Here is a 26,131-nt window from a genome sequence, read left to right on the forward strand (position 1 = left end):
GGGGGTGAAGGGGTGAAGGGGTGAGGGGGTGAAGGGGTGAGGGGGTGAAGGGGTGAAGGGGTGAAGGGGTGAAGGGGTGAGGGGGTGAAGGGGTGAAGGGGTGAAGGGGTGAAGGGGTGAGGGGGTGAAGGGGTGAAGGGGTGAGCGGGTGAGGGGTGAGCGGGTGACGAGTGATGGAGGCGTGTCCCGGATTCCTCCGTCACCGATCCCCCGCCCCCCGCTCTCTGGCGCCGCCCCTTCACCCCTTCACCCCTTCATGGCTCCCCGCTTGCAATCCCTCCGCACCCTCCGAATCCTGGGCGGAAACCGGCAGCGAGCGAGGCGAACGTGAGCGACGACATGGATCCGCGCGGCGGCGAGCTGCGCGAGGTGGAGCAGAGGGCCGGCGAGCTGGCCGCCGAGGCCGCGGACGCGCGCCAGGAGAACGAGCGCGGCACCCGGCGCGGGCAGGATACCGACTACGCGTTCCGCCTTCCGCCCGACATGGTGGAGGCCGACCGCATGCGCTCCGCGGACGACGTGGAGCTCACCGCGCGGCAGGAGGACGCGGCCCAGACCCAGCGCCGCGCCGCCGAGGCCCTGCGCCGCAACGCCGAGATCCTGGGCGACACCGGACAGGCGCTCGACCAGACCGCGCAGGCCGTGCACCACAACCGCCGCGACGTCGGCGAGATCCGCGAGACCGTCGAAGAACTGCGGGCGCAGGTGGCCCAGGCCCGCGACGCCGTGGACCGCACCGAAGTCCCCCGCGTGGACGGCGGGGAAGACGACGGCGGCGACGGGCGCGGCCAGTAATCGCGACGGCGAGCAGAAACAACGTGGCTCCCGGCGGAAACTCCGCCGGGAGCCTTTTCCGATCCGCGTCAGACCAGGCAGGTGCAGCATCCACTGTAGCACCGGCCCTCAGAGTAAATACCCGAGTAGAACGTACAGGGACTGGTGCAGGACTGGTGCGAGGTGCACGATATGCCGTACTGGCTGCTGTCCGGGTTGTAGGGGCACGCCGCCATCGGGGTGGGCGAGGCCAGCACGGAGCCGGCCCCAAACGTGAGCCCGGCGGCCACCAGCGCGGCGAATGCGCGGCGGGCCGAACGAGTGAGCGCTGTCGGCATCCATTCCTCCTTGCACTGCGGGATGAGACGAGTGCCAGCCGCGCGAGAAGCGTGACTGGAAGATCAATTTTCAGGGCAGCAATTCTGAGGCCTTCCGAAAGCGCATACGTCCCTCCACCGAGGAACGGGACGTGCAAACCAGGACATCCGCATGAGCGGCGGATGATCGACACTCCAGCAGGAGCAAGCCAGATGGCTCAGGACAACGGCGGGCGCGGCAACGCGTCGGAAGACACCAGCCAGGCGCAGGAGCACATGCGCAACGTGCAGGAGAACACCGAGGCGCTGGCCGACCAGGCGCGCCGCGTGGAGGCCACCGCCCCCGAGAGCACCGACCGCCCCGTCGAGGGGCTGCACGTGGACGGCATGGGCGGCGAGGACAACCGCATGGCCGCCGAGAACCAGCGCAGCGTGCAGGAGAACACCGAGGCGCTGCGCGAGCAGGCGCGCCGCGTGGACGCCTCCGCGCCCGACGACGTGAACCGCACCGGGCCGCAGGACCGCTGAGCGGGACGGGGCGGATGTAAGGCGGGGCGGGCCCGGCGCGGGTCCGCCCCGCACGTCTTGGCGTCCGCCTTGCGAAGGGGGGTGCGCACGGGGGCGGGCGGCGGTGGATCCGGCACAGGAGACGCGACATGCGCTGGCAGGGACGAGGCGGAAGCGGGAACATCGAGGACCGGCGCGGCATGGGCGGCGGCGGGGGGATGGCGGCCGGCGGCGGCATCGGGGCGGTGGTGATCGGGCTGATCTACTTTCTGCTCACCGGCGACCCGTCGGGCGTGCAGGTGCCCGCGGCGGGCGGCGCGGGAGACCGCTCCGCCCAGTCCGCCCCGGTGGACCCCGCCACGGACAGCCTGGGGCAGTTCGTCAGCACCGTGCTGCGCGACACCGAGATCACCTGGGGCGAGATCTTTCGCCAGCAGGGCGAAACGTACCAGGAGCCGCGGCTGGTGCTGTTTCAGCAGCGCGTGGAGTCCGCGTGCGGCAGCGCCAGCACCGCCGTGGGGCCGTTCTACTGCCCCGGCGACCAGAAGGTGTACATCGACCTGGCCTTCTACGACCAGATGCGCCGCCAGCTGGGCGCCCCGGGCGACTTTGCGCAGGCGTACGTCATCGCGCACGAGGTGGGGCACCACATCCAGACGCTCACCGGCGTGTCGCAGCAGGTGAACGCCGCCAGCCAGCGCGTGGGCGAGGCCGAGCGCAACCGCCTGTCGGTGATGCAGGAGCTGCAGGCCGACTGCTACGCCGGCGTGTGGGCCCACCATGCCGAGGCGCGGCAGCCCTGGCTTGAGCCCGGCGACATCGAAGAGGCCCTCACCGCCGCCAGCGCCATCGGCGACGACACGCTGCAGCGCAAGGCGCAGGGCCACGTGCAGCCCGAAAGCTTTACGCACGGCACCAGCGCCCAGCGCATGCGCTGGTTCCGCCGCGGCTTCGACACCGGCAACGTGGACCAGTGCAACACGTTAGAGGCGACCAGCCTGTAAGTGCGGGAGTGCGGGAGTGCGGGAGTGCGGGAGTGCGGGAGTGCGGGAGTGCGGGAGTGCGGGAGTGCGGAAGTGCGGAAGTGCGGAAGTGCGGAAGTGCGGGAGTTGATGGATGAAGCGGGGCGGCTCCAGGCTGGAGCCGCCCCGTTTTCGTTCGGCGGATGCTGCCCCGCGCGTGGCACGTCCCTTCCCACCCGCCATCCCTCATCATCGATCGGATGAACCGGATGGGAAGGCGCCCGTGAGGCAGAAGAAGCTGATCCGGCCCGAGCCGGAGGACGGAGTCCTTTCCGCCCGCCCCGGTGCGCCGTCCACGCCCGCCGCGCCCGGGCTGCACCGCCTGGGAATGGATGCGCGGCGGGACGCGCTGCTGTACGTGCCGGAGGGCGCGTCCGTGGACCGGCCCCTGCCGCTGGTGCTGATGCTGCACGGGGCCGGGGGCGGCGGCCAGAACGCCCTCGGCCTCATGCGCGCGCTGGCGGACGAGCGCGGGCTGGTGCTGCTGGCGCCCGACTCGCGGGGGCGCACGTGGGACGTGCTCCTGGGCGCGTACGGACCCGACGTCGCCTTCCTGGACCGCGCCCTCACGGCCGTCTTCGAACAGTGCGCGGTGGATGCGGAGCGCGTGGCCATCGGCGGGTTCTCGGACGGCGCCTCGTACGCGCTGTCGCTGGGCGTGGCGAACGGAGACCTGTTCACGCACGTGCTGGCGTTCTCCCCCGGCTTCGTGGCGCCGCCGGCGCAGCGGGGCGCGCCGCGCATCTACGTCTCGCACGGCACCCGCGACGCCGTGCTCCCCATCGACCGGTGCAGCCGCCACCTGGTGCCACGCCTGCAGGCCGCCGGCTACGACGTCCTCTACCACGAGTTCGACGGCCCCCACACCGTCCCCCCGACCGTCGCGCGCGAAGCCATGGACTGGTTCCTGGAGGGGTGAGCTGATCCCCCGAAACGACGAGACCTCACACGGAGCCTGTGGAGCCAGCGGAGACGAACTCCGTTAACTCCGTTGACTCCGTGTGAGGCCCAGGCGGTCCCCTGCCTACCGGCTACCAGTCAGCGGATATGCGCACTCCCGCACTAACGCACTCCCGCACTCCCGCACTCCCGCACTCACGCACTCACGCACTCACCGCGGCGCCACCCCCACCGCCGTCCACAGCTCGTCCGGCCGATAGATCACCCCGTCCTTCATCACCAGCTCCACGTTGCGGATCTGCGTGACGTGCTCCATGGGGTTGCCGTCCACCAGGATGATGTCGGCCAGCTTGCCCGGCGCGATGGAGCCCAGGTCCGCCTCGCGCTTCGCCACCCGCGCCGAGCCGAGGGTGGCGATCTGCAGCACCTCGTTGGCCGGAATGCCGGCCTGCTCGTACAGCTCCAGCTCGTGGTGCAGCGCAAACCCCGGCATGGCGTCCGTCCCCGGGACGATGGGCACGCCGGCGCGGTGCAGCATGGCCGTCAGGTTCAGCAGGGCGCGGAACGAGTCGCGGTAGCGCTGGTCCATCCCCTCGGGCACCGGCAGGCCGCCGCCCCGCAGCCCGCGCTGCACCGTGGGCGGCAGCCGGTTGGCGATGGCCGCCAGCACCGGGTCCACCTCGCCCTGCCGCGCCGTGAACAGCTGCTCGAAGGCGTTCAGCGTGGGGTCCAGCACCGTGCCCCGCTCCCTGAGCAGCGCCACGAACGCCTGCACCCGCGGCGACTGCAGGTCCAGCAGCGCCGCCTCCTGCGCCGGCCCGCTGAACCGCTGCGGCGTGCGCGTGTCCAGCGTGTCGCTCAGGAAGTTGAGCACCAGCATGTTGGCGTGCTGCACCTCGTCGAAGCCGGCGCGCACCGCCTGCTCCGCCGTCATCCCCTCCGGGATGTGGCCGCTCACCCGCATTCCCCGCCGGTGCGCCTCTTCCACGATCACCGGCACCAGCTCGGGCTTCAGCGAGCTGTACAGCTTGACGTGCGTGTAGCCGTGGTCCGCGTACCAGTTCACGTGCGCCCGCCCCTGCTCGGGCGTGTCGGCGCGCAGCCCCGTGGGGCCCGTAAAGGGGCCGGAGCCGTCGATGAAGCCCGCCATCACCACCACCCGCGGCCCCACCTTGGTCCCCGCGTTCCACTCGCGCGCCACCTGGGGAAAGACCACCGTGTCGTTGGCCAGGTCGCGCACGCTGGTGACGCCCGCGGCCAGGTGCATGGGCCCGTCCACCAGCCCCAGGTGCACGTGCATGTCGAACAGTCCCGGCAGCAGCGCCTTTCCCGCCGCGTCGATCACCTGCGCCCCCTCCGGCACCGCCACACTGCCGTCCGGGCCCACCGCCTGGATGCGGTTGCCGCTCACCACCACCGTGGTCCCCGGCCGGCTGCGCCCCGTCTCGGCGTCGAACAGGTTGGCGTTGCGGAAGACCACCGGGCCCGCGGGGCGGTGCGCCAGGGTGCTGCCCATCTGCGCCCCCCACGCCGCCTCCGCCGCCTGGTCGGCGGCGAACAATTCAGGCAGCGCGCCCTCCCACCCCTGGCGCACGAAGGCCAGCCAGTCGCCGCCGGAGGCGAAGAAGTCCAGGTTCTCGTCCAGCCACAGGCGGTACGGCTGAAAGCCGAAGCCGTGGATGGCGTACTGGCGGACGGTCTGCGTGCGCCCGCCCGCGCTCACCCGCAGCTCCGTCCCGGGCTCGATGCGCACGCGCCCCTCCGGCAGCAGCGGCAGCGAGCGGTCGGGCTGGGCCAGCAGCGCGCGGGGAAGCAGGCTCGACTCCACCGACGCGTCCATGCTGGCGTACCAGGCGGGGCCGGACACGGGGCGGTCGCCGCGGTCGGCGCTGTTCTCCCACACCGCGCGTCCGTCGCGCAGCTCGAAGCGCTCGCGCACCGGCACCTTGTAGTAGTTCACGCCCTCCGCTTCGATCAGCACCGGAAAGCCGCGCCCGTCCACCCGGGTGCGGGTGTGGATGCTGGGTCCGCGGCCGCGGTCGTTGTACTCCATCCGCGAGTGCAGGGTACCGTCCGCGTCGCGCCAGACCAGCTCCTGGCCCGCGGCGTTGCCGGCGGAGATGGCCACGTAGCGCACGGTGTCGCCCGGCGCGGGAGATGCGTGTCCGGCGTGCTGGGCGGCGGCCGGCAGGGCCGCCAGCGCCAGGGCCAGCGTCGTCGACAGGGTTCGCATGGGGATGCTTTGCCAGGGTGGGATGGGGTGCGCTCCGGCGGGCCGGACCGCGCCTTCGCGACGGATCACGTCCCCCACACGATGCGGTGCGCGCGCCCCGCTGTCCAGCGGCGTCAGAATTTCCGCCGCGCTCCCGTTACATCACCGCGAGGAGGGAGCACGGCGGGGCCCGGCCGGGCCCGCCGCCGGACGGGGCCGCGGGGCCCCTGCTCCCGTCGCCGCGCCGGCCCGTCCGCGCCACTGCTCGCGGACGCCGGCGGCTCCCTGAAACCCATCCACCTCCCACGGAGGCCCCATGAACATCCGTACCCTGCTCTCCTCCGCCGCCGCGCTGGCCCTGCTGGCCGGGTGCGCCGTCCCGCGGAACGTCGACTGGACCGAGCCGCGCTCCGCCGCCGCCACCCGCAGCGTCATCACCCCCGAAGAGATCGTGACCGCCAACGCCTCCAACCTGTACGACGTGGTGCAGCGGCTTCGTCCCGGCTGGCTCACGGGACGCGGGGTGCAGAACTTCGGCGGGCAGACCGGGGGCATCGTGGTGTACCAGGACCAGGTGCGGATGGGCGGCGTCACCGCCCTGCGCGAGATGGGGCTGGAGTACGTGGTGTCGCTGCGCTACGTCGACGCCGCCACCGCCGCCACGCTGCCGGGCATTCGCCCGCGCGAGATCCCGGGCGGCGCCATCGTGGTCAACACGCCGGCCAGCTGACGGCGCCGGACGCGGCGGTCTTTCGGGTGTGGCCCGGCGCGCGTAGAATGCGTGCGCCGGGCCACACCCGGCGCTGTGTGGAGCCGCACGGGAAACTCTGGGAAACGCGCGCGGCACACCGTGCGCCCGGCCGCCGCCGGCCCCCGGAAGCCCGGCGGCGTTGCCACGGACCCCCACCCCTTTTTCCGTGATGCGCACCATGTCCTACGCCAAGCTGTTCCGCACGCTGGCCGTGACGGCCGGAATCCTGTCCATCCTTCCCGCGTGCGCCGCCTCGGCGGGCGCCGGCGCCGGCGCCGAGACGGGCGCCAGCACCAGCGAGTCGGCGCGGCGGGGACCGCGCAGCAGCCGCACCCTGATCACCGGCGACGAGCTCCGGAGCAGCGGCGCCACCACCCTGTACGACGCCATCCAGCGCCTGCGCCCGCACTGGCTCGCCAACCGCAACGCGGTGAACCGCGCCGGCAGCGAGATCGTGGTGTACCAGGGCAGCGTCAACCTGGGCGGCCTCGAAGCCCTGCGGCAGATCGAGCCGGGCTACATCGACCACGTGCGCTGGCTGGACGCGTCCGAGGCCAGCAACACCCTGCCCGGACTGGGCTCGCGCAGCGTCGCCGGCGCCATCGTCATCACCAATCCGGGGAACAACTAGCCCGGCCGATCGCGGCGGGGCTTCACAAGCGGGGCGCACGCTGGTATATTGTGCGCCCCGCCCGCTCCGATGCACACGGCGCCGGTGAGCGCCGGGGGCTTGCGCGATTGGCGAGGTTCTGCTAAGTTGAGGGCCTGCAATCGGTTACGCACTGATAGCTCAATTGGCAGAGCAGGGGACTCTTAATCCCAAGGTTGTAGGTTCGATTCCTACTCGGTGCACTGTGCGCCCGTAGCTCAGCTGGATAGAGCGTCTGACTACGGATCAGAAGGTCGGAGGTTCGAATCCTTCCGGGCGCACCTGTTGTTCTTGTTTGACAATGCTCCTGTGGCGGAATTGGTAGACGCGCTAGATTCAGGATCTAGTGGGCGCAAGCTCGTGGAGGTTCGAGTCCTCTCGGGAGCACTGGTGGTTTTTTGAAGGATGCAGGGCCCCGTTCGTCTAGTGGCCTAGGACATAGCCCTCTCAAGGCTAAAACACGGGTTCGATTCCCGTACGGGGTATTACGTGTCGCGGGGTGGAGCAGCCTGGTAGCTCGTCGGGCTCATAACCCGAAGGTCGCGGGTTCGAATCCCGCCCCCGCTATGCGGTCGCCTAGCTCAGCTGGTCCAGAGCGCTCGCTTCACACGCGAGAGGTCGTAGGTTCGAATCCTACGGCGACCACTGTTCGGAAGAAGTGCGGGCATAGCTCAGTTGGTAGAGCGCAACCTTGCCAAGGTTGAGGTCGCCGGTTCGAGCCCGGTTGCCCGCTCTGTAGTGTGTACGAGCCCACTTAGCTCAGTCGGTTAGAGCACCTGACTGTTAATCAGGGGGTCCCAGGTTCGAGTCCTGGAGTGGGCGCTTTTCGGTGTGACGGGTAGACGGGACGGCACGGCGGTTACTGCCCCCTGGTGTAATTGGCAACACGCCTGACTCTGACTCAGGAAAGTCCAGGTTCGATCCCTGGGGGGGCAACTCGGACGGATCACGATCAAGGAGCGCCCGGACCGCACACGCGGCCCGGGCGCTTTCGTTTGTCCTCGATCCGGTCCATTCCCTTCGGCGATCCGGCCCGGGTGACGTGCCGTCCGCCCGCCGGAGCGCGTCCGCAACCGGGCAGATTCATACCAGATCCTGAAAAAGAATAATCGTACAGAGGAACAGAGTCAGACAGAGAAAGCGAACTGAATTATCATCGTGGTTCCTCTGTCTGCCTCTGTTCCTCCGTACTCATAAAGGTGTTGTTTCCCCGGATCCGGCATCAGGCGGCCCCGGAACGTCCGCCTACACCCTCGCCGGTTGCGGCTTTCCGCCGGTGCGCAGATACTCGGCGAAGTCGTCGGGGAGCTCGCTGCGGCGGATGGCCTCCATCGTCCGCTCTACGTCGTACTCCACGCGCACGAACTCCGCGTCCGTCCCTCCGGAATCCACCGACAGCACCACGTATCCCGCGCGCCAGTCGCCGTCCTTGGGGCGGCCGACGGAACCCGTGTTCAAAAAGCGGATGCCCTGCACCTCGCGCGTCCACGGCAGGTGCGTGTGGCCAAAGCACACCGCGTCCCCCGCCCTGGCCCCCGCCTGCTCCGCCATCTTCAGGCAGAAGTCGTCCGTGCGGTCCTCCGTCCAGTACAGCGTGTTGAGCGTGGGCGCGCCGTGCACCAGCGTCACCCGCGGCCCGGCCACGTGCCCGCCCAGCGGCCGCAGGTCCAGCCGGAACGGCAGCGCGCCCAGGAACCGCTTCGTCTCCGCGCCCACGTGCCCGCGCGTCCACGCGTAGCTCTGGTGCGAAAGCGCCTCCTGCCGCGGGTACTCGTACCTGCACCCGCAGTGCTTGTAGTCCGCCGCCACGGTGGAGTCGTAATTCCCCGCGACCCCCGCGACCCCCTCCGCCCGGATGCGCGCCACCGTCTCATCCGGCCACGGCGCGTAGCCCACCAGGTCGCCCAGGTGGTAGGCCGCGTCCACGCCGCCCCGCGCGCGAATGGAATCCAGCACCGCCTCCAGCGCCGGCAGGTTCGCGTGGATGTCGGAGATCAGGGCGAGACGCATGGGGGAGTGCGTGAGTGCGTGAGTGCGTGAGTGCGTGAGTGCGTGAGTGCGTGAGTGCGTGAGGTTGAGCGGGGTCGGTTGGGCAAGCAAGATGAACCGGAGTTTCGACTGCCGACTCCAGTGCTCCCCCCACGCCCACCGGACTTTCGGCCTGCCGCAAAAGCCGCCAGTCCGCGAAGGCGGACTTCGTGTGGTCGTTGCAGCGAATTCATTCGCCCTTGGAGGCAGCCGGCTTGGACCCTGCCACGCGCCCCGGACCCGCGGCCACAATCCGCGCAGGCGGATTTTGCGCCTTTCCAGCGGCGAATTCATTCGCTCCTGGTACCGCCGGCGGACGCTCCGTCTCGATCCGGAGGTGCGGTTCGCCGATCCCGTCTTCATCGCATGGATGAGCCGTATCGCATGGATGAGCCGTCTCCGCGCCTCACCCGCAGCAGGTGGAATCCGCTGTGCGCTCTGCGTCGGCGCGGAGGGCGGCGGCGATGGCCTCCACTTCTTCGAACGGCTCCGCGTTCAGGCGGTAGTACGACCACCGGCCCTGCTTGCGGTCGCTCACCAGCCCCGCGGCCTTGAGCGTCTTCAGGTGAAACGAGAGCAGCGACTGCCCCGCGTCCAGCACGTCGACCAGGTCGCAGACGCACCGCTCGCCCCCGCGCAGCACCTCGATGATGCGCAGGCGCTTCTCGTCGGACAGGGCGTGGAACAGGCGCGCGGCGCGCTCGACGGTCGGTTCGGTGACGGTAGCCATGCCCAACTATACATCAGCAGATTTTGATCGGTCAAGTCCGGCGGCCCGGCCCGCGCACCATCCGTTTGGCACGATGCTGGCATTACCGTGGCGTGAAGGCAGGACGTAACCTCTTGCAAAAACGCCATCTGAGATGACGATGAACCGAATGCGCAGAGCCACCCTGACCGCGTTTGCGGCGGGGCTGCTGGTGGGTGGCGGAGGCGCGGCCACGCAGGCCGCCGCCTCGGAGCGGGCCGAAGTGGCGGCCGCCGCGGCGGACGGCTTTTCCATCACCGTCGACCTGTCGGACCGCAAGCTGTACGTCAACGAGGGCGACGAGACCGTGCGCGAGTACAGCGTGGCCATCGGCCAGCGCCGGCACCCCACGCCCACCGGCTCGTTCAACGTGCGCCGGCTGGTGTGGAACCCGCGCTGGGTTCCGCCCGATGCCGCGTGGGCCAAGAACAAGAGCGCCCGCGAGCCCGGCGACCCCCGCAACCCCATGGGGCGGGTAAAGATCTTCTTCCAGGCGCCGGACTACTACATCCACGGCACCCGCGAAACCGACTCGCTGGGCCAGGCCGAGTCGCACGGCTGCATCCGCATGCGCAACGCCGACGTCATCGAGCTGGGCCGCATGGTGATGGAGAACGGCGGCGCCTCGCGCAGCCCGGGATGGTTCCAGCGCGTCATCAACCGCGTGCGCAGCACCCAGGAGGTGCGCCTGTCGAACCCCGTGCCCATGCGCGTCCGCGCGTAGGCCGGGGACGAGCGCGCGACACACATCCGCGGGCTCCGCGCAGGTTTCGCGGGGCCCGCCGCCGTTTCCAACCCCGGAGGCCGGGCGGAATGCACGTCGTCGAGATCTTTCTTCCCCTGCGCGACAACGAGGGAACCCCGTTCCCCCGTGCGTCGCTGGACCGCGTCCGCCACGAGCTCACCGAGCGCTTTGGCGGGGTGACGGCGCACCTGCGCGCCCCCGCCGCCGGTGCGTGGAAGGACGACGACGGCGAGGTGTCGCGCGACGACGTGGTGATCGTGGAGGTGGTGGCGGACGACCTGGACCGCGGCTGGTGGACGGAGTACCGGCGTGAGCTGGAAGCCCGCTTTCGCCAGGACGAGATCCTGGTCCGCGCCACCGCCTGCGAGCGGCTGTAGGGCCCCTCCTCCGCCGGCCCCGCCCCCGGCTTCTCCCTCGCAAACTGCGCGAGGAGAGAGGGAACTTCGATCGCGCTACGGACGATTCGAACTGGCGCCGGCGGGCGCCCCCTCCGCTCGCTTAGGCTCGCACCTCCCCCAAAACTGCTGGGGGAGGTTGGCGGGGCCGAGGGACCGGGATTCGGCGACTGGCATCGAACTGCGCCCGACAGGGGCCCCTCCCCGCTCGTCCTCGCGGGGAGGGGAGAATTCGATCGTGCGCTGGGCAGCCAGCCTGCCGGGCGCGTCCGGCGGGCCCCGCCCCGCAACGTGGCAGGCACTTGCCCGACCCCACAGCCGCCAGTCCGCGAAGGCGGACTTCGTGTGGTTGTTGCAGTGAATTCATTCGCCATTGCCCCGACCACGAGCATCGAACTGCGCCTGACGGGGGCCCCCTCTCCGGCGCAGCTCCCACTGATTCGCAGCGCCCCGATCTCCGCCCAAACAAAAACCTCCCCCAGCAGTTTTGGGGGAGGTGGGCGAGTAATGCGAGCCCGGAGGGGGCGCCGAGGGTCGCGCCCAACCCTCCGTCACGCCCCATCCGGCAACGGCTGAGGCGGCGGAAGGCCGTCGGCGCCGGCGGCGGCGACAAGTGTTTCCCGGCGGTTCCACGTCTGCCGCTCTTCCGTGGGCTCCAGGTACATGATGCGCACGACCACGGCGAGCACCGCCAGCAGCGGCGTGGCCACGAACAGCGCCAGGATGCCGAAGCCCACCGCCAGCATCAGCTGCCACACCAGCAGCATGGCGGGCGGAATGTTCACCGCGCGCCGCTCCACCAGGGGAACCGTGATGGCGTTCTGCACCTGCTGCAGAAGGAAGTAGAAGATCGCCACGTACAGCGCCGTCCGCGGCGAAATGGCGAACGCCGCCACCACCGCCGGCGCCGCCGCGATCGTGGGCCCGAAGTTGGGGATGAACTCCATCAGCGCCGCGAACGCCGCCAGCGCCAGCGCGCCGGGGATCTTGAACATCGTCAGCCCGATGTAGGTCACGATGCCGATTCCCAGCATGGTGACCGCCTTGCCCAGCGTCCACCGGCGCAGGTTGGCCGCCGCCTCCTCGTACACCCGCATCCAGCGGTCGCGCGTGTCCACGGGCGCAAACCGCAGCAGCAGGTCGCGGTACAGGGTGGGCTGGGCGGCAAAGAAGGTGGCCAGCACGATGATGGCGAACGACCCCAGCAGCGTGCTGATCAGGTTGAACGCCAGGGGAACGAAGCGGGTGATGAACCCCGTCACCTGCTCGTTCAGCGAGCGCGACAGCTCCGACTCGGGCCCCTGCCCCGTCTCCCGGGCAAACCACACCTGCGCCTGGTCCAGCGTTTCGGGAAGCTGCGTGGCCAGCAGGCGAATCTGGGCCATCAGCTCCGGAACCATGGCCACCATCAGCCCCACCAGCGACCCCACGAACACGATCACCATCAGCGGCAGCGCCAGGCGAAACGGCACGCCCACCCGCGTAAGCCACTTCGCCGGCGCGTGGATGACGATGGCGATGAGGATGGCCAGCATGACGATGAACAGCGCGCTGTGCACCATCCAGAAGAACCGCCACAGGAACAGGAACAGCATTCCCATGAGGAAGACCCGCGCCACGTCGGCGGACCTCCAGATGATGCGGCGTACCTCGGTGTCGGCCATGCGTGCCTGTACGGAGCGGGGTGCCGGCGTGCCGGCGGTTCTACGGAACGGGCCGCCTACATGAAAGAACGAGGCCGCGCCCCCGGAGGGACGCGGCCTCGGTGCTCAGGACCCGCGGATCAGCGCCCGCCGCCCGACTTGCTGCCGCCCGACTTGCTGCCACCCGACTTGCTGCCACCGGACTTGCTGCCGCCCGACTTGCTGCCGCTGCCGCCGCCGCCGCGCACGCCGACCGCCGACCCGCCGTTGGTCTCGCCGCCGGTCGAGCCGCCCGTGGTCCCGCCGCCGGTCGAGCCGCCCGTGGTCCCGCCGCCCGCCGCCGCCCCGCCGCGCTTGGTGCCGCCGCCGGCCGCCGCGGCCGCCGCCGCACCAGCCGCCGCGCCCAGCGCCGCGCCCGCCGCCGCCCCGGCCGCCTTGCGGCGTCCGCTGGGCGAGCCCTCGCGGAAGTTCTTGCCGGCGGTGAACGAGATGGTGGCGCGCTCCGGGATGTCGATCACCGCGCCGGTGCGCGGGTTGCGGCCCTGGCGCGCGGCCCGGGTCTTCTTGCTGAACTTGCCGAAGCCGGGGATGGACAGCTCGCCCAGGCCGTGCACCGCCTCCGAAACCGCGCCGCCGGCGGTGTCGAAGATGGCGTCGACCGCGCGCGCCGCCGCGGCCCTGCTCATCTGGGCCTTGTCGGCGACCTTGTCGATGAACTCTGACTTGTTCATTGGAGTCTCCACGCGTGGGCGTTTCGGGTCTGGGCACGCCGGTCGGCTGGCCCGCGCGGCCCCTGATGCAAACCCGGTTCCACTTCCGGCGGCTCCATTGCTGGGCTTTAGCCGATTTCGCGCACACCGCGCACGCACGCCCCGCTGCCCGCACCCCAGGCGCCACCTGGAATTTCGGCGGCGGGAACGGCTAAGTCGCGCATTTTTCCCAACTTAGTCCTGCGGCTCACCGCCCCGGCACCAGCCACTGGCAGGCTCTGGCGGATGAGGATCATCAAGCAATTTCGCTGAAAAATGATTTTCGCACGCCCGCCCGTCCCGCGGCGCGCGTGCGAAATCGTCTGCGTCTGCTGGCGCCGAGGGGGGGGCGCGGCCTCGCCTGCGCCACAGCCCCGCGCAGTTTGCGGGGCTTCCCGTTGTTCCAGCCGCGGGTTCACCCGCCCGACACCACCCTGGCCGTTGACACCGCGGACCCACCCGTCCAGCCGCCCTCTACCGGTTCCCGAAGCCCTGGCGGAACGAGTCCACCACCCGCCGGGCCGCCTGCTGCGCGTTGCCCAGCGTGTCGCGCGCGCTCTCGCGGTACGAGGCGGCGGCGGCGGCCACGTCCTCGGAGTAGGTGGGCTCCGGCTCGCCCCGGCGGCGGTAGTCGCCGGCCACGATGCGCTCGTACGCGCCGCTCTCGAACCAGTTGCGCATCTCGGCCACGCGAATGACCGGGGCGGGATGGGTGAGCGCCAGCACGTTGAGCACCTTGAACACCTGGTCGGCCAGGTCGCCCGGCTCGCGGTACTCCTCGGCCTGGGCGATGAAGTCGGCCAGGTTGGTGTCGCTGGTGGTGCCGCCGGCAAACTTCAGCATGGTGCGCATGGCCGCCTCGGGCTCCTGCACGGCCAGGATGCCGGCGCGGTCGCACGAAAGCTCGGCCTTGCGGTGCCACTCCATCAGCGCCATCAGCACCGCCCGCGCCGCCAGCCCCACGATGGGAAAGCCCACGGTCGAGAGCTGGTACAGCACCACCATCATGGTAAGGTACAGCGTGTGGCCGCTGAGCACGTGGCCGATCTCGTGCCCCAGGACGAAGCGCAGCTCGGCGTCGTCCAGCTCTTCCACCGTGCGCAGGTTCAGCACGATGAACGGCTTCTGCATGCCGAAGGCAAAGGCGTTGATGGGGTACCCCTGCTGCACGTACAGCGGATACGGCTGCACGTCCAGCGTGCGCGCCGCCTCGAGGTAGATGCGGTGCACGCGGGGAAACTGCGTGGCGCTCACGCGCACGGAGCTGCTGAGGAACGCCAGCCGCAGCGGCTTTTCGCCAAAGAAGCCAAACACGGTGCGCAGCACCTGGTCGAACACGGGGATCTTGCGCAGCGCGTTCAGCGCGGCGCGGTCGGCCGGGTGCTCCCAGGTGCGCGGGTCGATCTGCGTAAGGGTGCGGGTCTGCTGGCTCATGGGGGTTCGCGGCGTGCCTGTGGATGTGTAGTTTGCGCTGCGGCGCTGCCGCGCGGACGCGAAAGGGTACGGGCGCACGGGCGCGGGGTTTCAACCTCCCGGCACCCCGGAACGGACCTCCCGGCGGACGGGCGGTGTACGCACCGTACGTGAAAGGGTGTTTGCTCCGGCTCTACCGCGCTGCACCCGAACGTCTTAGATTGCCTGCATACCTGCCGTCACCACGCCCCCGCCGGAGACCTCCGGCGCGCGCGGCGCGCTTTCCCACGCATCTTGGAGGATTTGCCATGCGCCGTCAACGCATCGCCCTGCTCGCGCTCGCGCTGTTCACCGCGCTTCCCGCAACCGTGAGCGCCCAGCAGTCGCAGCTGCGCGGCACCTGGGCCATCAACCGCTCGCAGAGCGACGACATCAACGCCAAGATCAACACGGCCGTCGCCCGGATGAACGTGGTGGTGCGCCAGATCGCGCGCCCCCGCCTTCGCAGCACCAACACGGCGTACCCGCGCCTGGTGATCACGCACGACAACACGGTGGTGCGCGTGGACATGCAGGGCCGCCCCTCGGTCAGCAGCCCGGCCAACGGGCAGCCGGTGCTGTGGCAGCGCGAGACGGGCAACACCTGCACGCAGATGCGCGGCGACTGCGTGCGCGTGACCGCCGAGTGGCAGAACGGCGCGCTCACCCAGACGTTCCAGGCCGAGGACGGCCGTCGCGTCAACGTGTACACCGTCAGCCCCGACGGCAACACCATGACGATGAACGTCACCATCACCAGCCCGCGCCTTCCCAACCCGCTCACGTACAAGCTGGTCTACAACCGCGCTTCGTAAGCCGGTTGGCTGAGCGGTTTTCGGTGGATGAAAGAGGCGGCCCGGCAACGGGCCGCCTCTTTCACGTTGCGTTCGATGCGGACACGGTGACGGACGGATTCGTCGCCGGCGGGTTTTGACTCGGGCGAGTTTGGTGTCGGCCGGATCCGGCGTCGGGCGGGGTTTGGCGTCGGCCGGATTCGGCGTCGGCGGGTTTTGATTCGGGCGAGTTGGGTGTCGGCCAGATCCGGCGTCGGGCGGGGTTTGGCGTCGGCCGGATTCGGCGTCGGGCGGGTTTGGTGTCAGGCGGGTTTGGCGTCGGGCGGGTTTGGCGTCGGCCGGGTTTGGCGTCGGCCGGGTTTGGCGTCGGGCGGGTTTGGTGTCGGGCGGGTTTGGCGTCGGGCGGGTGAACCCGCGGCTGGAAGAGCGGGAAGCCCCGCAAACGGCGCGGGGCTACGCGGCCGACAGGCATGTCCGACGAACGAGCCCGGCACCCACGCCCGACAACCGAGCCCACCACATGGGGGCCAACATACATACGACGCGACAAACAAATCTGTCATTCCGAGGGAGCGCCGCCCCAGCCTCTCCGGAACGAAAAAGCAGGCGCGACCGAGGAATCTACCGTCCGATGGCTCGTGGCCTTTCGTGCGCCCCACGCCCGCGGCCACAGGCCTCACGGCGCAGTCCCACGTGCATCGGCGGGCCGCGTCGTAGCCGCAGCGGAGGCGCGGGCTGCCGCGTCAGGTTCGAGCGGGCCGCGGCTAGATTCCTCGGCCCTGCGACCGGCGGCGCGAGGGGAGGGTCCTGTGTGGCCGGGCCTCGGAATGACATGCTTTGGCGCGCGTCGGACACCCCACTCCCGCACTCCCGCACTCCCGCACTCACGCACTCACGCACTCACGCACTCCCCTCGTCCTGCCCCTTGCATATTCGGTTTTTATTCGGCATCTTGTCGACCCAGCGGGTGTTCACGTGCACGCGAAGACAGGGAGCACGATGCCGATGATGGGTGGAGAGGCGGCGGAAATGGCAGCACTGGCGCGCCGTCCCGTTGCGGACGGGGAGATGGCGGACGGCCGCGATCCGTACGACCTGGGCTGGGTGGCCGACTGGCTGTACGGCGACGCGGTGCTCCCGCCCATGCCGCTCCCGCGCGACCCCGATCCCCTGCCGCTGGTCCGGCGCAGGCAGCCGGCTACGGTGCACGCGGACATTCCCGCCCTGCCGCCGGAGCCGCGGCGGAGCGGACGGAGGCGCCGCGAACGCCAGTTGGCGCTGCTCTAGGCACATGGTCGGCCCGCGGACGCTTGCCGGATACGGCCGTGGTCCGGAGATTCCATGCATGGGCCGTCGGGAACAGGGCGGAAGGGAATCTGGCGAGAGGCGAGGGAATGGAGCGCAGGACGCTGCTGGTGGGGCTGGCCCACCCGGACGACGAGGTGGGCGCGGCGGGGACCATCCTGGCGCAGAAGGCGCGTGGAGACCGGGTGGTGGTGGTCTGGCTGACGCGCGGGGAGATGACGGAGGCGTTCGGCCCCATCCCGGCCGAAGAGGTCGCGGCGCGGCGCGTGGAGCAGGGCCGCCGCGCGGGCGAGATCCTGGGCGTGGAGACGCGCTTTCTGGACTTTCCCGACTGCGGGCTGCAGGCGGACTCCGCGTCCGCCCACCGGGTCGCGAGGCTGCTGGCCGAGATCAAGCCCGACGGCCTGCTGACCTGGGGCGACGCGTGGGGACGCGGGATGCGCCACCCGGACCACCAGGCCTCGGGCAGGATCTTTCGCGACGCCGTCACGCTGGCGCGCATCGCCAAGGTGGTGGCGCCCGGGCAGCCGCACCGCCGGGCGGCGCCGGTCTTCACCTACCGCGGCGCGCACTCCACCATCCCCGCCGTGGCCGTGGACGTGGAGCCGTACCTGGACACCATCCACGAACTGGCGACGTTTTACCGCGAGAACATCGGGTTCGGCGAGCGCGGGTGGGTGGAGCAGCGCCTGCGCCGCGCCGGCGAGCCCTACGGCCTGCGCTACGCCGAGGTGTTCGACGCCTGGGAAACGCGCCCCGGCATCGTCCCCCACCTGATCCCCGCCGAGCCCACCGACGTCGGCGAGCCCATCCACCCCGACCGCGCCCAGTAGCCAGCGGCCGCGCACGGGGCGTTCCGCTTCCGCGGGGGAGGCGCATCGAGATGGAGGGCAACGCCTCCCCCGGTCGCGGACGCGCAGGTGCGTGGAACGCCGCACACCGCCGGGCCGCCGAGTCCGCGCAGGCGGACTTTGCGAATTTCCCGCGGCGAATTCATTCGCTCCGGCGGGCGGACGGCACGTTACCGGATCGGAGCCGCAACGAGCATCGTTCCCTCCCGCAGGCGGACGCGCCCGAAATCCACCGGAGTCACAATCGGTGTCACCCGCCCGGGACACACCCGGCCAGCGAGGCCCTGTCCTCGGCGGGATACACCGTCCGATACACCGTCGATCGAACCTGCCCCCAACGCGAAGCGCCCCGCCGGACAGGCCGTCCGGCGGGGCGCCTCGCATCCGGCGGCGAAGGTCAGTCCGCGCGGCGGCGGACGCTCACCGGGCCGTCCAGCCGCACCGTGGCGGTGGAGCCGCCCGAGATCACCGCGTCGATGTCGTGCGTGCCCACCACCACGCCCGTCCCCGCCGCGGCGCCCACCGCCGCGCCGATGGCCGTGCTGCGGCGGTCGCGGCCGATCACCCGGCCCGCGATGCCGCCCAGCGCCGCGCCGCCCGCCACCGTGGCCGCCGTCTGCCCGCGTCCCTGGCGGCTGCGGCGCACCACGCTGGGCGCGTCCACCATCGTCACGTCGATGGGGTAGCGCTCGCCGCCGTACGAGATGGAGGTGAGCGTCACCGACAGCGCCGCGTCGCGCCCCAGCCCGCCGCCCGAGGCCACCGCCCGCGTCACCCGCCCGCGCACCGTGGCGCCCGCGGGGATGACCGTGCGGCCCTGGTCGTCGGTAAGGTCGTGCGACAGCGTGGTGGTAAAGGTGCTGCCCTCGCTGGCCGTGCGCGTGCTGACCTGGTTGTCGAAGCGAACCGTCATCGTGGTGCCGCTGCTGACCGTGCGCGTGACGTAGCGCGGGCCGGCGGGCTGCGCCGGGCGGCTGGGCGCGTCGGCGGCGCGGTCTGGCGCGGAGGGCCGCGGCGCCGCCTGGGGGGCGGGCGCGGGGGCCGGCGTCTGGGGCTGCCCCGGGGCGGGCGCCACCGACGGCGCACCCGCTCCGCCGGCCAGCGGCACGTCGCTCAGGGCCACCTCGGGGGTGGTGTCGGGCTGCAGCGCCAGGTCAAGGTCCCGCTCCAGCGCCTGCCGCTCCAGCGCCGTGCGGTCGGCGGTGTCCTCGTCGCCGCCGCAGGCGACCAGCAGAGAGGACACCGGCAGGGCCAGCACGAGCGCCGCGGCCATGGTTCTACGCATCATCAGACTGCTCCTTTACCCGCGTGATTGCTTGCTTTCCGGCCGGGGCGGGGGTACGATGGACATCCGCCGGCGCCCCTCGGTCGGGGAGGGTATGGGGCAACCGCCGTGCCTACTGCTACGGAACAGCCGGGACAGCTGCTACATGCGAGAACTGAAGGCGCTTTTGCCGTACCTGCGGCGCTACCGCGTGCTGATCGCGGTGGGGCTGCTGACGGTGGTGGTGTCCAACGCGGTGAACGTCGCCAGCCTGGAGTACGTCAAGGCGGGGGTGGACGCGCTGGAGCGGCCGGACGCCACCCGTTCGGTGGTGGGCCGCTACGCGCTCCTTTCCGCCCTGCTGGCGCTGGCCGCGGGGGTGGGGCGCTTCTGGATGCGGCAGATCCTGAACGGGGTGAGCCGGCGCGTGGAGCTGGACCTGCGCGACGACTTCTTTGCGCGCCTGCTGCGGCTGGACGCCGGCTTCTACGCCGCCAACCCCACGGGCGAGATCATGTCGCGCGCGACGAACGACATCGCCGCGGTGCGGATGGTGGCGGGGCCGGCGTACATGTACCTGGTCAACACGGTGGTCTTCGGGGTGTTCGCCATCGTGCGGATGACGATGATCGACCCGTGGATGACGATGATCTCGCTGATCCCCCTGCTGCTGCTGCCGCCGGTCACCATCGGCTTCGGGACGCTGATCCACGACCGCTTCGAGAAGATCCAGGAGCAGCTGGGCATCCTGTCGACCATGGCGCAGGAGAACCTGGCCGGACAGCGCATCGTCAAGGCGTACGGGCAGGAGGCGGCGCAGACGGACCGCTTTCGCGCGCTGTCGCGCGAGTCCATGCGGCGCAACGTGGAGCTGGCGCGCACGCAGGGGCTGTTCTATCCCTCCCTGGGCCTGCTGGCCGGCCTGGGGATGGCGGTGGCGCTGGGGGTGGGCGGGCGCGCCATGCTGGCCGGCCGCATCAGCGTGGGCGACCTGGTGATCTTTCTGATCTACCTGGGCATGCTCACCTGGCCCATGATCGCGCTGGGGTGGGTGGTGAACCTGTTCCAGCGCGGCGCGGCGTCCATGGGCCGCGTGTCGCGCGTGCTGCAGACGGAGCCCCGCGTCCACGACGCGCCCGACGCCGTGGCCCCCGCAACGGTGCGGGGGGAGATCGAGTTCCGCGGCGTCTCGTTCCGCTACCCGGGCGCGGACCGCGACGTCCTCCGCGGCGTCAGCTTTCACGTCCCCGCCGGCGCCACGGTGGCCATCGTGGGCCCCACTGGGTCGGGAAAGTCCACCGTGGTCTCGCTGCTGGCGCGGCTGTACGACCCCACGGCGGGCGAGGTGCTGCTGGACGGCATCCCCCTGACGCGGTGGCGGCTGGACGCGCTGCGCGACGCGGTGGCGCTGGTGCCGCAGGACACCTTTCTGTTCTCCGACACCATCGCCGAGAACCTGGCGCTGGGGCTGGACGAGGCCGACGACGCGCGCCGGCTGGAGCGCATCCGCGCCGCGGCGGCGGTGGCGCGGCTGGACACCACGGTGGAAGGCTTTCCCGCCGGCTACGACACCCTCCTGGGCGAGCGCGGCATCAACCTGAGCGGCGGGCAGAAGCAGCGGGCGGCGCTGGCGCGCGCCGTGGCGGCAGACGCGCCGGTGCTGGTGCTGGACGACGCGCTCTCCGCCGTGGACACGCACACGGAGCACGGCATCCTGGAGGGGCTGCGGCGCGTGTTCGAGGGCAGGACCAGCCTCGTCGTAAGCCACCGGGTGACCGCCGTGATGCACGCGGAGCTGATCCTGGTGATGGAGGACGGGCGGCTGGTGGAGCGCGGGACGCACGCCGAGCTGCTGCGTGCCGGTGGCGTGTACGCGGCGCTCCAGCGGCGCCAGCTGCTGGCCGAGCAGGTGGAAGGAGACGCCGTGCTTGCAGGCGGGCCAGGGGCCGTCTAGATTGGCGCCTGCAAAGGTTCCCCTCCCTTCGATCTTCATGGACGACCTCCGCCTATACCTGCAGGGCGATCACGCGACCGCGGAGCGCCTGCGCGAGGTGCTTGCCCGCGAGGGATTCTGCGTCGTGGAATCTCCGCGGGCGCCGTCCGTGGCGCCCGGAATCGTCCTGGAGATGGACGGCCACGGCGCCGCGGGCCCGCGCGAGGCCGGGGGCCGGGTGCAGGAGCTGGAGCGCGCGGTGCTGGAGCTGCGCAACCTGGACGTGGCCAAGAGCCAGTTCCTGACGAACGTGTCGCACGAGCTGCGCACGCCGCTCACGGCCATCGTCACCTACGGCGAGATCCTGCGCGACGGGCTGCTGGGCGAGATCAGCCAGCGGCAGCGCGAGGCCATCGAGAGCATGATCGGCAGCTGCCGCCAGCTGCTGGGCATGATCGAAGAGATCCTGACCTACGCGCGCACCAACGCCAGCGCCATCGACATTCGCCCCGTGGAGTTCGGCCTGCACGAGGTGGTGGAGAACGTGCGCGAGATGAACGGCTCGCTGCTGGAGCGGAAGGGCCTTTCGTTCACCACGCGCTACGAGGAGGGGATCGTCGAGGCGTGGGCGGACCGCGACAAGGTGGCGCACGTGCTGGGGAACCTGATCGGCAACGCCATCAAGTTCACCCCCGAGGGCGGCTGGGTGCGGGTGGACGCGCGGCCGGCGCCGGGGCAGCCCGGGTGGCTGCAGGTAGAGGTGTCGGACAGCGGCATCGGCATCGACCCGGCGCACCACGAGCTGATCTTTCGCGAGTTCGCGCAGGTGGATGCGTCGCGGGCGCGGGTGCACCACGGCACGGGGCTGGGGCTTTCCATCGCCCGGCGCTTCGTCGAGCTGCACGGCGGCCGCATCTGGGTAGAGAGCACGCTGGGCGAGGGGAGCCGCTTCTTCTTCACCCTTCCCTCGGTGCACGCGGCCGGCACGCCCGCGGACGCGGCGGCCGCCGGCGCCGGCGGCGCGGACGCGTGAGCGGCGGGACGCCCCTGGCGAAGACGGTCCTGCTGGTGGAGGACAGCGACGCCATCCGCGACGCGTTCACCATTCTGCTGGAGGACGCGGGGTACACGGTGCTGGGCGCCGGCACGGGCGAGGACGCGCTGCGCCTGGCGGCGGCGCACGTCCCCGACCTGGTGCTGCTGGACATGGGCCTTCCCGACATGACGGGGCTGGAGGTGGTGCGGCAGATCAAGGCCGCGCCCGCCACGGCCGGCGTCGCGGTGGTGGCCGTCACCGGGCGCGACGAGGACGCGGACCGGCGCGCATGCCTGGCCGCCGGCTGCGCCGCGTACATCGTGAAGCCGGTGAACACGCAGAAGCTGGTGCGGGACCTGCCGGGGTTCATGGCGGCTGCGTAGGGGACAGGTTACAGCGGGATCGTGTCGGGGCGGGGTTTGCGCCGAATGGGAGTCGTCGCCGACGGGTTTAGCCCCGGGCGGGTAAACCCGCGGCTGGAAACGCGGGAAGCCCCGCAAACTGCGCGGGGCTGTGTGGCCGCGGGGCAGCACACACATTGATCATCCAGTGCATCCAAGCCCCGTTCAGCGGCGTGTCAGCGCGTTGAGACGGGGCTTCGCTTTTCGACTTTACAGAACTTCACCGACTTGTTCTGCCACTTGTCGGACGGAAAAATATATACTGTATATACGACGTCTTGAACTGCGAAATGGAGGTACTCGTGGCAAATGACAGCGTAGCGACACTCTTCAACAACGGTGGAAGCCAGGCGGTGCGGCTCCCCAAGGAGTACCGGTTCGAAGGATCGGCGGTTCGCATTCGGAAGCATGGAAGCGGCGTGCTTCTGGAACCTCTCGAGAAGCCCGGCTGGCCAGCCGGTTACTGGGAGCGTCTAAAGGCACTTGCCGCCGAACTCCCAGATGACTTTGCTCGTCCAGAGGCGCTTCCCGCGAGTTCCGAGCGGCTCCCGTTCTGACTATGCGATACGTCCTGGATACGGATACCTCAATCTCGATTATCCGCGCAAAAGAGCCGTACCTGTCTCGTTCCCAGGCGGAGTCCCCCGCGGACCTCGCCATCTCCGCAATGACCCTTGCGGAGTTGCACTGCGGCGCCTTGCGCAGCCAGGATCCGACACGTGCAACCAACTCTCTTCAGGCGTTCCTGTCGGGAATCATCGAAGTTCTGCCGTTTGATGAAGGTGCGGCGGGGATCCACGCCAGGTTCAGGGACGCAATCCGCAGCCAGCCCATTGGTGATCGGGATCTGGTAATCGCCAGCATGGCTGCCGCGCACGATCTAACCCTGGTTACAGGCAACACGCGGGAGTTCGGCCGACTCCCAGGTTTGAAGCTTGAGGACTGGAAGTCCACCTGACAAGTACCGGTTCGCTGAAGGGAAAGCTTGTGAGTCGAAGCCCCGTTCCGCGAGCGCAAGCGAGCGGAGACGGGGCTTCTCGATTTCCCAGCAGCGGGTTCACCCGCTCATCACTCCGGGGCTTCCCCCCATTCACCCGCTCACCCGCTCACCCCTTCACCCCTTCACCTCACATCCCGCTCGGATACGTCTCCGGCGGATCGTGCTCCATCTTGCCGGTCATCTTGAGCGGATGCAGGGCGTGGGAGTGGTCGATGTACAGCATGGCGTCGTACCGGAACGGGAGCACCGAGGGGACGTAGTTGCCGTACGCCTCGCGCTCGGGATGGTAGACGACGCCGATGGCGCGGTGGCCGCGCGACGCCTCGGCGGCCTTCACGTCGTCCAGGTCGTCCATCATCACCAGCTTGTCCTCGGCGCCGGCCTCGTGAAGGACGTGCTCCCAGCTTCCCTCGCGCGCCTCGGGGACGGGCATGCGCTGCATGGGCGCGCCCCACTCGCTCCCCGCGATCACGCTGCCGCGGTGCGACGAAAAGCCGGCGATCACCACGTCCCCGCCCCACCGCTCGCGCGCCAGCGACCCCACGTTCACCATCCCCGCGCGCGCCATGTCGGTGGCCCGCGCATCGCCCACGTGGGTGTTGTGCTCCCAGACGATCGCCTTCGAATCCGGTCCGTGGTGTTCGAGCAGGCGCTCCAGCGTCTCGATCATGTGCGTGTCGCGCACGTTCCAGCTCTGCGCGCCACCGCGGATCATGGCGCGGTAGTAGCGCTCGGCGTTGCGGGCGACCAGGGCGTTCTGCTCGGCGTTGAAGTACGCCTCGCGCCCCTCCTCGGCGTAGTCGGGGCCCTTGGCGCGCAGGTCGCTCAGGATGCGCACCACCTCCTCCTCGCAGGTGGTGGGGACCAGGGCGGTGGCCATGGCGTAGTCCTGCACGTCCTCCTCGTACGGATCGAAGCAGCCGTACGCGCCGCGCGCCCGCGCCGCCGCCTGCGGATCCACCTTTTCCAGGTAGCGGGTCACGACGTCCATGGAATCCCAGAGCGAGTACACGTCCAGCCCGTAGAAGCCCACCTTGGCGTCGTCGGCGGATAGCGACCGGTTGTGCTCGCGCAGCCACTCGGCCAGCCGCGCCACCTCTTCGTTGGCCCACATCCACGTGGGCCAGCGCTCGAACGCGTGCAGCATGTCGCGCGCGGAGCCGCCGCCGTCCGCCCCCTTGACCCAGCGGTTGACCAGGTAGCAGTCCGGCCAGTCGCCCTCCACGGCGATGAAGTGGAACCCTTTCTCCTGGATGAGGCGGCGGCTGATGCGGTCGCGCCAGGTGTAGTACTCGTGCGTGCCGTGCGACGCCTCGCCCAGCAGCACCACGCGCGCGTCGCCGATGCGCTCCATCAGCGGGTCCAGGTCCGCCTCGTCGCGCAGGGGTTTGCCCACGCGCTTCACCGCCTCGATCAGCTCACGTTCGCCCGCCATCGTCCCCCTCTCGCCGCGTCCGGCCTGGTTCCGTGATCCGCGCGGACCGGCTGGATTTCTCCCCCGCCGCGCGCCTCCACCAGACCGGCGATTCGCATGATCCACGCCCGATCCTGTGCACGTTGCACGCGAACGGAGCGGTGCGGGCGAGGGGCGGAAAAGCATGGAAATTGCGGCTCCGGCGGATACGCGGCGCCGCCGATGCATGGCCGGCGCTCCGCACCCGATCCGGCGCCATCCCCCTTTCCGCACCGCCCGATGCACAGACGACAGGCGTTCCGTACCGTGCTGCTGCTGGCCGCGCTCTCGGCCTGCGTGGGCCAGGGCTCCCGCCCCACGTCGGGCGCCGCGCCCACGGAACAGGCCGGGGAGCACCAGAACCTGCAGGTGCTGCCGAAGGACATTCCCCACGACGAGCTGATCGCCGTGATGCGCAACTTCACCAGCTCGCTGGGGGTGCGCTGCACGCACTGCCACGTGCCGTACGAGGGCGGGCCGCCGGACTCGCTGAACTTTGCCTCGGACGCCAAGCCCACCAAGGACGTGGCGCGCGGGATGATGCGGATGGTGCGGGAGATCAACGGCGACCTGCTTCCCGACGTTCCCAACCTGGGCGAGAACCCCATGCAGGTGGGATGCATGACCTGCCACCGCGGCGCCCCGCGCCCGGTGACGCTGGAAGACTCGCTGGGGACGGTGGCGCGCAGGATGGGGGTGGACTCGGCGGTGGCGGCGTACGGGGCGCTGCGCCGGCAGTACTACGGCCGGGGGACGTACGACTTTGGCGAGCGGTCGCTGAGCACGCTGGCGTCGCGGCTGACGGCGGAGGGGCGGGCGGCGGACGCGCGGCGCATCCTGGAGCTGAACGCGGAGCAGTTCCCCAGCTCCGCCGGCGCGGCGTTCGAGCTGGGCCGCGCGTACGAGGCGGCGGGCGACCGGGCGCGCGCGATCACGCAGTACCGCCGCGCGCTCACCATCCAGCCCAACAACCGCCAGGCGCAGGAGCGGCTTCGGGCGCTGGGGGAGCAGCCGTAGAGGGCCCTCACCCGCTCGCTCAGGCTCGCACCCTCTCCCGCGAGCGGGGGAGGGTATAAAGTCACGAAGACTCGCGGAGCGTTTCCGCGGTTGCGGTCGAAGCCCCGTCCGGCGAGCGTGAGCGAGCCGGGATGGGGCTTGTCGCTTTCCCAGCAGCGGGTTTACCCGCTCATCCCGGACGGTGC

25 protein-coding genes and 9 tRNA genes are annotated in these 26,131 nt (G+C 70.6%); 26 read left to right on the top strand and 8 right to left on the bottom strand.

All coding sequences use genetic code 11. The features are described 5' to 3' along the window. Nucleotides 1-327 precede the first annotated feature (327 nt). The 4 genes from VGC13_RS20375 (at nt 328) to VGC13_RS20390 (ending at nt 3,539) form a co-directional block, all read left to right on the top strand. Complete coding sequence (locus VGC13_RS20375) at nt 328-795, top strand: hypothetical protein (protein WP_331127132.1); 468 nt, start codon at nt 328-330, stop codon at nt 793-795. Between the two features lie 509 nt (nt 796-1,304). Beyond that, the gene (locus tag VGC13_RS20380; RefSeq protein WP_331127133.1) at nt 1,305-1,619 is read left to right on the top strand and encodes a hypothetical protein; all 315 of its coding nucleotides are present in this window, start codon (nt 1,305-1,307) and stop codon (nt 1,617-1,619) included. Between the two features lie 128 nt (nt 1,620-1,747). Then, nucleotides 1,748-2,602 carry a KPN_02809 family neutral zinc metallopeptidase gene (gene ypfJ, locus VGC13_RS20385; protein ID WP_331127134.1) on the top strand — a complete coding sequence of 285 codons (855 nt, stop codon included), beginning with the start codon at nt 1,748-1,750 and terminating at the stop codon, nt 2,600-2,602. A gap of 241 nt (nt 2,603-2,843) precedes the next feature. Further along, nucleotides 2,844-3,539 (top strand): alpha/beta hydrolase, encoded by a 696-nt coding sequence (locus VGC13_RS20390; protein ID WP_331127135.1) that lies wholly within the window; start codon nt 2,844-2,846, stop codon nt 3,537-3,539. Nucleotides 3,540-3,731: 192 nt separating this feature from the next. On the opposite strand, the gene VGC13_RS20395 is transcribed toward VGC13_RS20390, so the two are convergent. Beyond that, on the bottom strand, nt 3,732-5,753 hold the full coding sequence (locus VGC13_RS20395) for an amidohydrolase family protein (protein ID WP_331127136.1): 2,022 nt from the start codon (nt 5,751-5,753) through the stop codon (nt 3,732-3,734). A gap of 295 nt (nt 5,754-6,048) precedes the next feature. Between VGC13_RS20395 and VGC13_RS20400 the strand changes: the two genes are divergently transcribed. From VGC13_RS20400 to VGC13_RS20450, 11 genes are all read left to right on the top strand, one after another. Further along, complete coding sequence (locus VGC13_RS20400; protein ID WP_331127137.1) at nt 6,049-6,462, top strand: hypothetical protein; 414 nt, start codon at nt 6,049-6,051, stop codon at nt 6,460-6,462. Nucleotides 6,463-6,652: 190 nt separating this feature from the next. After that, nucleotides 6,653-7,114, top strand: a complete 462-nt coding sequence (locus VGC13_RS20405; protein ID WP_331127138.1) for a hypothetical protein — start codon at nt 6,653-6,655, stop codon at nt 7,112-7,114. A 148-nt stretch (nt 7,115-7,262) separates the two neighbouring features. Continuing rightward, nucleotides 7,263-7,335 (top strand) — tRNA-Lys (locus VGC13_RS20410). A 4-nt stretch (nt 7,336-7,339) separates the two neighbouring features. Beyond that, nucleotides 7,340-7,413: transfer RNA gene (locus VGC13_RS20415), tRNA-Arg, on the top strand. A 22-nt stretch (nt 7,414-7,435) separates the two neighbouring features. After that, nucleotides 7,436-7,519, top strand: a tRNA-Leu gene (locus VGC13_RS20420). A gap of 25 nt (nt 7,520-7,544) precedes the next feature. Beyond that, nucleotides 7,545-7,617, top strand: a tRNA-Glu gene (locus tag VGC13_RS20425). 8 nt (nt 7,618-7,625) lie between these two features. Next, a tRNA-Met gene (locus VGC13_RS20430) sits at nt 7,626-7,699 on the top strand. Between the two features lie 3 nt (nt 7,700-7,702). Further along, nucleotides 7,703-7,777: transfer RNA gene (locus VGC13_RS20435), tRNA-Val, on the top strand. A gap of 15 nt (nt 7,778-7,792) precedes the next feature. Next, a tRNA-Gly gene (locus VGC13_RS20440) sits at nt 7,793-7,865 on the top strand. Nucleotides 7,866-7,880: 15 nt separating this feature from the next. Then, nucleotides 7,881-7,954 (top strand) — tRNA-Asn (locus VGC13_RS20445). A gap of 41 nt (nt 7,955-7,995) precedes the next feature. Then, a tRNA-Gln gene (locus tag VGC13_RS20450) sits at nt 7,996-8,068 on the top strand. Nucleotides 8,069-8,377: 309 nt separating this feature from the next. Here VGC13_RS20450 and VGC13_RS20455 read toward each other — a convergent pair. After that, a complete protein-coding gene (locus VGC13_RS20455) occupies nt 8,378-9,142 on the bottom strand; it encodes a metallophosphoesterase family protein (protein WP_331127139.1) in 765 nt (254 codons plus the stop codon). Nucleotides 9,143-9,566: 424 nt separating this feature from the next. Then, nucleotides 9,567-9,890, bottom strand: a complete 324-nt coding sequence (locus VGC13_RS20460; RefSeq protein ID WP_331127140.1) for a metalloregulator ArsR/SmtB family transcription factor — start codon at nt 9,888-9,890, stop codon at nt 9,567-9,569. 139 nt (nt 9,891-10,029) lie between these two features. On the opposite strand from VGC13_RS20460, the gene VGC13_RS20465 reads away from it, so the two are divergent. Beyond that, entirely contained in the window at nt 10,030-10,632 is a 603-nt protein-coding gene (locus VGC13_RS20465) for a L,D-transpeptidase (RefSeq protein ID WP_331127141.1), read from the top strand. Nucleotides 10,633-10,721: 89 nt separating this feature from the next. Next, nucleotides 10,722-11,030, top strand: a complete 309-nt coding sequence (locus VGC13_RS20470; RefSeq protein ID WP_331127142.1) for a hypothetical protein — start codon at nt 10,722-10,724, stop codon at nt 11,028-11,030. Between the two features lie 569 nt (nt 11,031-11,599). Here the strand turns inward: VGC13_RS20470 and VGC13_RS20475 are convergent. The 3 genes from VGC13_RS20475 to VGC13_RS20485 form a co-directional block, all read right to left on the bottom strand. Beyond that, nucleotides 11,600-12,712 carry an AI-2E family transporter gene (locus VGC13_RS20475; protein ID WP_331127143.1) on the bottom strand — a complete coding sequence of 371 codons (1,113 nt, stop codon included), beginning with the start codon at nt 12,710-12,712 and terminating at the stop codon, nt 11,600-11,602. A gap of 119 nt (nt 12,713-12,831) precedes the next feature. Beyond that, on the bottom strand, nt 12,832-13,422 hold the full coding sequence (locus tag VGC13_RS20480) for an HU family DNA-binding protein (protein WP_331127144.1): 591 nt from the start codon (nt 13,420-13,422) through the stop codon (nt 12,832-12,834). A gap of 492 nt (nt 13,423-13,914) precedes the next feature. Then, nucleotides 13,915-14,874: a M48 family metallopeptidase gene (locus VGC13_RS20485; protein ID WP_331127145.1), complete on the bottom strand. Its 960-nt coding sequence runs from the start codon at nt 14,872-14,874 to the stop codon at nt 13,915-13,917. Nucleotides 14,875-15,161: 287 nt separating this feature from the next. Here VGC13_RS20485 and VGC13_RS20490 point away from each other — a divergent pair, with 287 nt between their 5' ends. The 3 genes from VGC13_RS20490 to VGC13_RS20500 all read left to right on the top strand — a co-directional run bounded on the left by VGC13_RS20490 (nt 15,162) and on the right by VGC13_RS20500 (nt 17,824). After that, complete coding sequence (locus VGC13_RS20490) at nt 15,162-15,707, top strand: hypothetical protein (RefSeq protein ID WP_331127146.1); 546 nt, start codon at nt 15,162-15,164, stop codon at nt 15,705-15,707. A gap of 1,008 nt (nt 15,708-16,715) precedes the next feature. Then, a complete protein-coding gene (locus VGC13_RS20495; RefSeq protein ID WP_331127147.1) occupies nt 16,716-16,973 on the top strand; it encodes a hypothetical protein in 258 nt (85 codons plus the stop codon). A gap of 107 nt (nt 16,974-17,080) precedes the next feature. Then, entirely contained in the window at nt 17,081-17,824 is a 744-nt protein-coding gene (locus tag VGC13_RS20500; protein ID WP_331127148.1) for a PIG-L deacetylase family protein, read from the top strand. Between the two features lie 415 nt (nt 17,825-18,239). On the opposite strand, the gene VGC13_RS20505 is transcribed toward VGC13_RS20500, so the two are convergent. Continuing rightward, nucleotides 18,240-19,130 (bottom strand): hypothetical protein, encoded by an 891-nt coding sequence (locus tag VGC13_RS20505; protein ID WP_331127149.1) that lies wholly within the window; start codon nt 19,128-19,130, stop codon nt 18,240-18,242. Between the two features lie 142 nt (nt 19,131-19,272). Between VGC13_RS20505 and VGC13_RS20510 the strand changes: the two genes are divergently transcribed. From VGC13_RS20510 to VGC13_RS20525, 5 genes are all read left to right on the top strand, one after another. Next, complete coding sequence (locus VGC13_RS20510; protein WP_331127150.1) at nt 19,273-21,060, top strand: ABC transporter ATP-binding protein; 1,788 nt, start codon at nt 19,273-19,275, stop codon at nt 21,058-21,060. A 37-nt stretch (nt 21,061-21,097) separates the two neighbouring features. Continuing rightward, on the top strand, nt 21,098-22,072 hold the full coding sequence (locus VGC13_RS20515; protein ID WP_331127151.1) for a HAMP domain-containing sensor histidine kinase: 975 nt from the start codon (nt 21,098-21,100) through the stop codon (nt 22,070-22,072). After that, nucleotides 22,069-22,458 (top strand): response regulator transcription factor, encoded by a 390-nt coding sequence (locus VGC13_RS20520; protein ID WP_331127152.1) that lies wholly within the window; start codon nt 22,069-22,071, stop codon nt 22,456-22,458. The genes VGC13_RS20515 and VGC13_RS20520 overlap by 4 nt, the downstream gene beginning before the upstream one ends. A gap of 308 nt (nt 22,459-22,766) precedes the next feature. Continuing rightward, nucleotides 22,767-23,033 (top strand): antitoxin, encoded by a 267-nt coding sequence (locus VGC13_RS33705; protein ID WP_414683009.1) that lies wholly within the window; start codon nt 22,767-22,769, stop codon nt 23,031-23,033. Between the two features lie 2 nt (nt 23,034-23,035). After that, a complete protein-coding gene (locus tag VGC13_RS20525; RefSeq protein ID WP_331127153.1) occupies nt 23,036-23,434 on the top strand; it encodes a PIN domain-containing protein in 399 nt (132 codons plus the stop codon). A gap of 169 nt (nt 23,435-23,603) precedes the next feature. Here VGC13_RS20525 and VGC13_RS20530 read toward each other — a convergent pair whose 3' ends face one another. Next, nucleotides 23,604-24,911, bottom strand: coding sequence for an erythromycin esterase family protein (locus VGC13_RS20530; RefSeq protein ID WP_331127154.1), 1,308 nt, complete (start codon nt 24,909-24,911; stop codon nt 23,604-23,606). A gap of 258 nt (nt 24,912-25,169) precedes the next feature. On the opposite strand from VGC13_RS20530, the gene VGC13_RS20535 reads away from it, so the two are divergent. Continuing rightward, nucleotides 25,170-25,946 carry a c-type cytochrome gene (locus tag VGC13_RS20535; RefSeq protein WP_331127155.1) on the top strand — a complete coding sequence of 259 codons (777 nt, stop codon included), beginning with the start codon at nt 25,170-25,172 and terminating at the stop codon, nt 25,944-25,946. The last annotated feature ends 185 nt before the right edge of the window (nt 25,947-26,131 follow it).

Origin of the sequence: Longimicrobium sp. (assembly GCF_036399255.1) — a bacterium.
Classification (GTDB): domain Bacteria; phylum Gemmatimonadota; class Gemmatimonadetes; order Longimicrobiales; family Longimicrobiaceae; genus Longimicrobium.

What these genes read in the sequence shown, in the direction of transcription:
- VGC13_RS20530 (WP_331127154.1), bottom strand. Translation starts at nt 24,911, where the DNA reads ATGGCGGGCGAACGTGAGCTGATCGAGGCGGTGAAGCGCGTGGGCAAA.
- VGC13_RS20380 (WP_331127133.1), top strand. Translation starts at nt 1,305, where the DNA reads ATGGCTCAGGACAACGGCGGGCGCGGCAACGCGTCGGAAGACACCAGC.
- VGC13_RS20535 (WP_331127155.1), top strand. Translation starts at nt 25,170, where the DNA reads ATGCACAGACGACAGGCGTTCCGTACCGTGCTGCTGCTGGCCGCGCTC.
- VGC13_RS33705 (WP_414683009.1), top strand. Translation starts at nt 22,767, where the DNA reads ATGGAGGTACTCGTGGCAAATGACAGCGTAGCGACACTCTTCAACAAC.
- VGC13_RS20490 (WP_331127146.1), top strand. Translation starts at nt 15,162, where the DNA reads ATGCGCCGTCAACGCATCGCCCTGCTCGCGCTCGCGCTGTTCACCGCG.
- VGC13_RS20475 (WP_331127143.1), bottom strand. Translation starts at nt 12,712, where the DNA reads ATGGCCGACACCGAGGTACGCCGCATCATCTGGAGGTCCGCCGACGTG.
- VGC13_RS20400 (WP_331127137.1), top strand. Translation starts at nt 6,049, where the DNA reads ATGAACATCCGTACCCTGCTCTCCTCCGCCGCCGCGCTGGCCCTGCTG.
- VGC13_RS20485 (WP_331127145.1), bottom strand. Translation starts at nt 14,874, where the DNA reads ATGAGCCAGCAGACCCGCACCCTTACGCAGATCGACCCGCGCACCTGG.
- VGC13_RS20515 (WP_331127151.1), top strand. Translation starts at nt 21,098, where the DNA reads ATGGACGACCTCCGCCTATACCTGCAGGGCGATCACGCGACCGCGGAG.
- VGC13_RS20500 (WP_331127148.1), top strand. Translation starts at nt 17,081, where the DNA reads ATGGAGCGCAGGACGCTGCTGGTGGGGCTGGCCCACCCGGACGACGAG.
- VGC13_RS20525 (WP_331127153.1), top strand. Translation starts at nt 23,036, where the DNA reads ATGCGATACGTCCTGGATACGGATACCTCAATCTCGATTATCCGCGCA.
- VGC13_RS20470 (WP_331127142.1), top strand. Translation starts at nt 10,722, where the DNA reads ATGCACGTCGTCGAGATCTTTCTTCCCCTGCGCGACAACGAGGGAACC.
- ypfJ (WP_331127134.1), top strand. Translation starts at nt 1,748, where the DNA reads ATGCGCTGGCAGGGACGAGGCGGAAGCGGGAACATCGAGGACCGGCGC.
- VGC13_RS20480 (WP_331127144.1), bottom strand. Translation starts at nt 13,422, where the DNA reads ATGAACAAGTCAGAGTTCATCGACAAGGTCGCCGACAAGGCCCAGATG.
- VGC13_RS20505 (WP_331127149.1), bottom strand. Translation starts at nt 19,130, where the DNA reads ATGATGCGTAGAACCATGGCCGCGGCGCTCGTGCTGGCCCTGCCGGTG.
- VGC13_RS20510 (WP_331127150.1), top strand. Translation starts at nt 19,273, where the DNA reads ATGCGAGAACTGAAGGCGCTTTTGCCGTACCTGCGGCGCTACCGCGTG.
- VGC13_RS20455 (WP_331127139.1), bottom strand. Translation starts at nt 9,142, where the DNA reads ATGCGTCTCGCCCTGATCTCCGACATCCACGCGAACCTGCCGGCGCTG.
- VGC13_RS20460 (WP_331127140.1), bottom strand. Translation starts at nt 9,890, where the DNA reads ATGGCTACCGTCACCGAACCGACCGTCGAGCGCGCCGCGCGCCTGTTC.
- VGC13_RS20395 (WP_331127136.1), bottom strand. Translation starts at nt 5,753, where the DNA reads ATGCGAACCCTGTCGACGACGCTGGCCCTGGCGCTGGCGGCCCTGCCG.
- VGC13_RS20465 (WP_331127141.1), top strand. Translation starts at nt 10,030, where the DNA reads ATGAACCGAATGCGCAGAGCCACCCTGACCGCGTTTGCGGCGGGGCTG.
- VGC13_RS20405 (WP_331127138.1), top strand. Translation starts at nt 6,653, where the DNA reads ATGCGCACCATGTCCTACGCCAAGCTGTTCCGCACGCTGGCCGTGACG.
- VGC13_RS20495 (WP_331127147.1), top strand. Translation starts at nt 16,716, where the DNA reads ATGGCAGCACTGGCGCGCCGTCCCGTTGCGGACGGGGAGATGGCGGAC.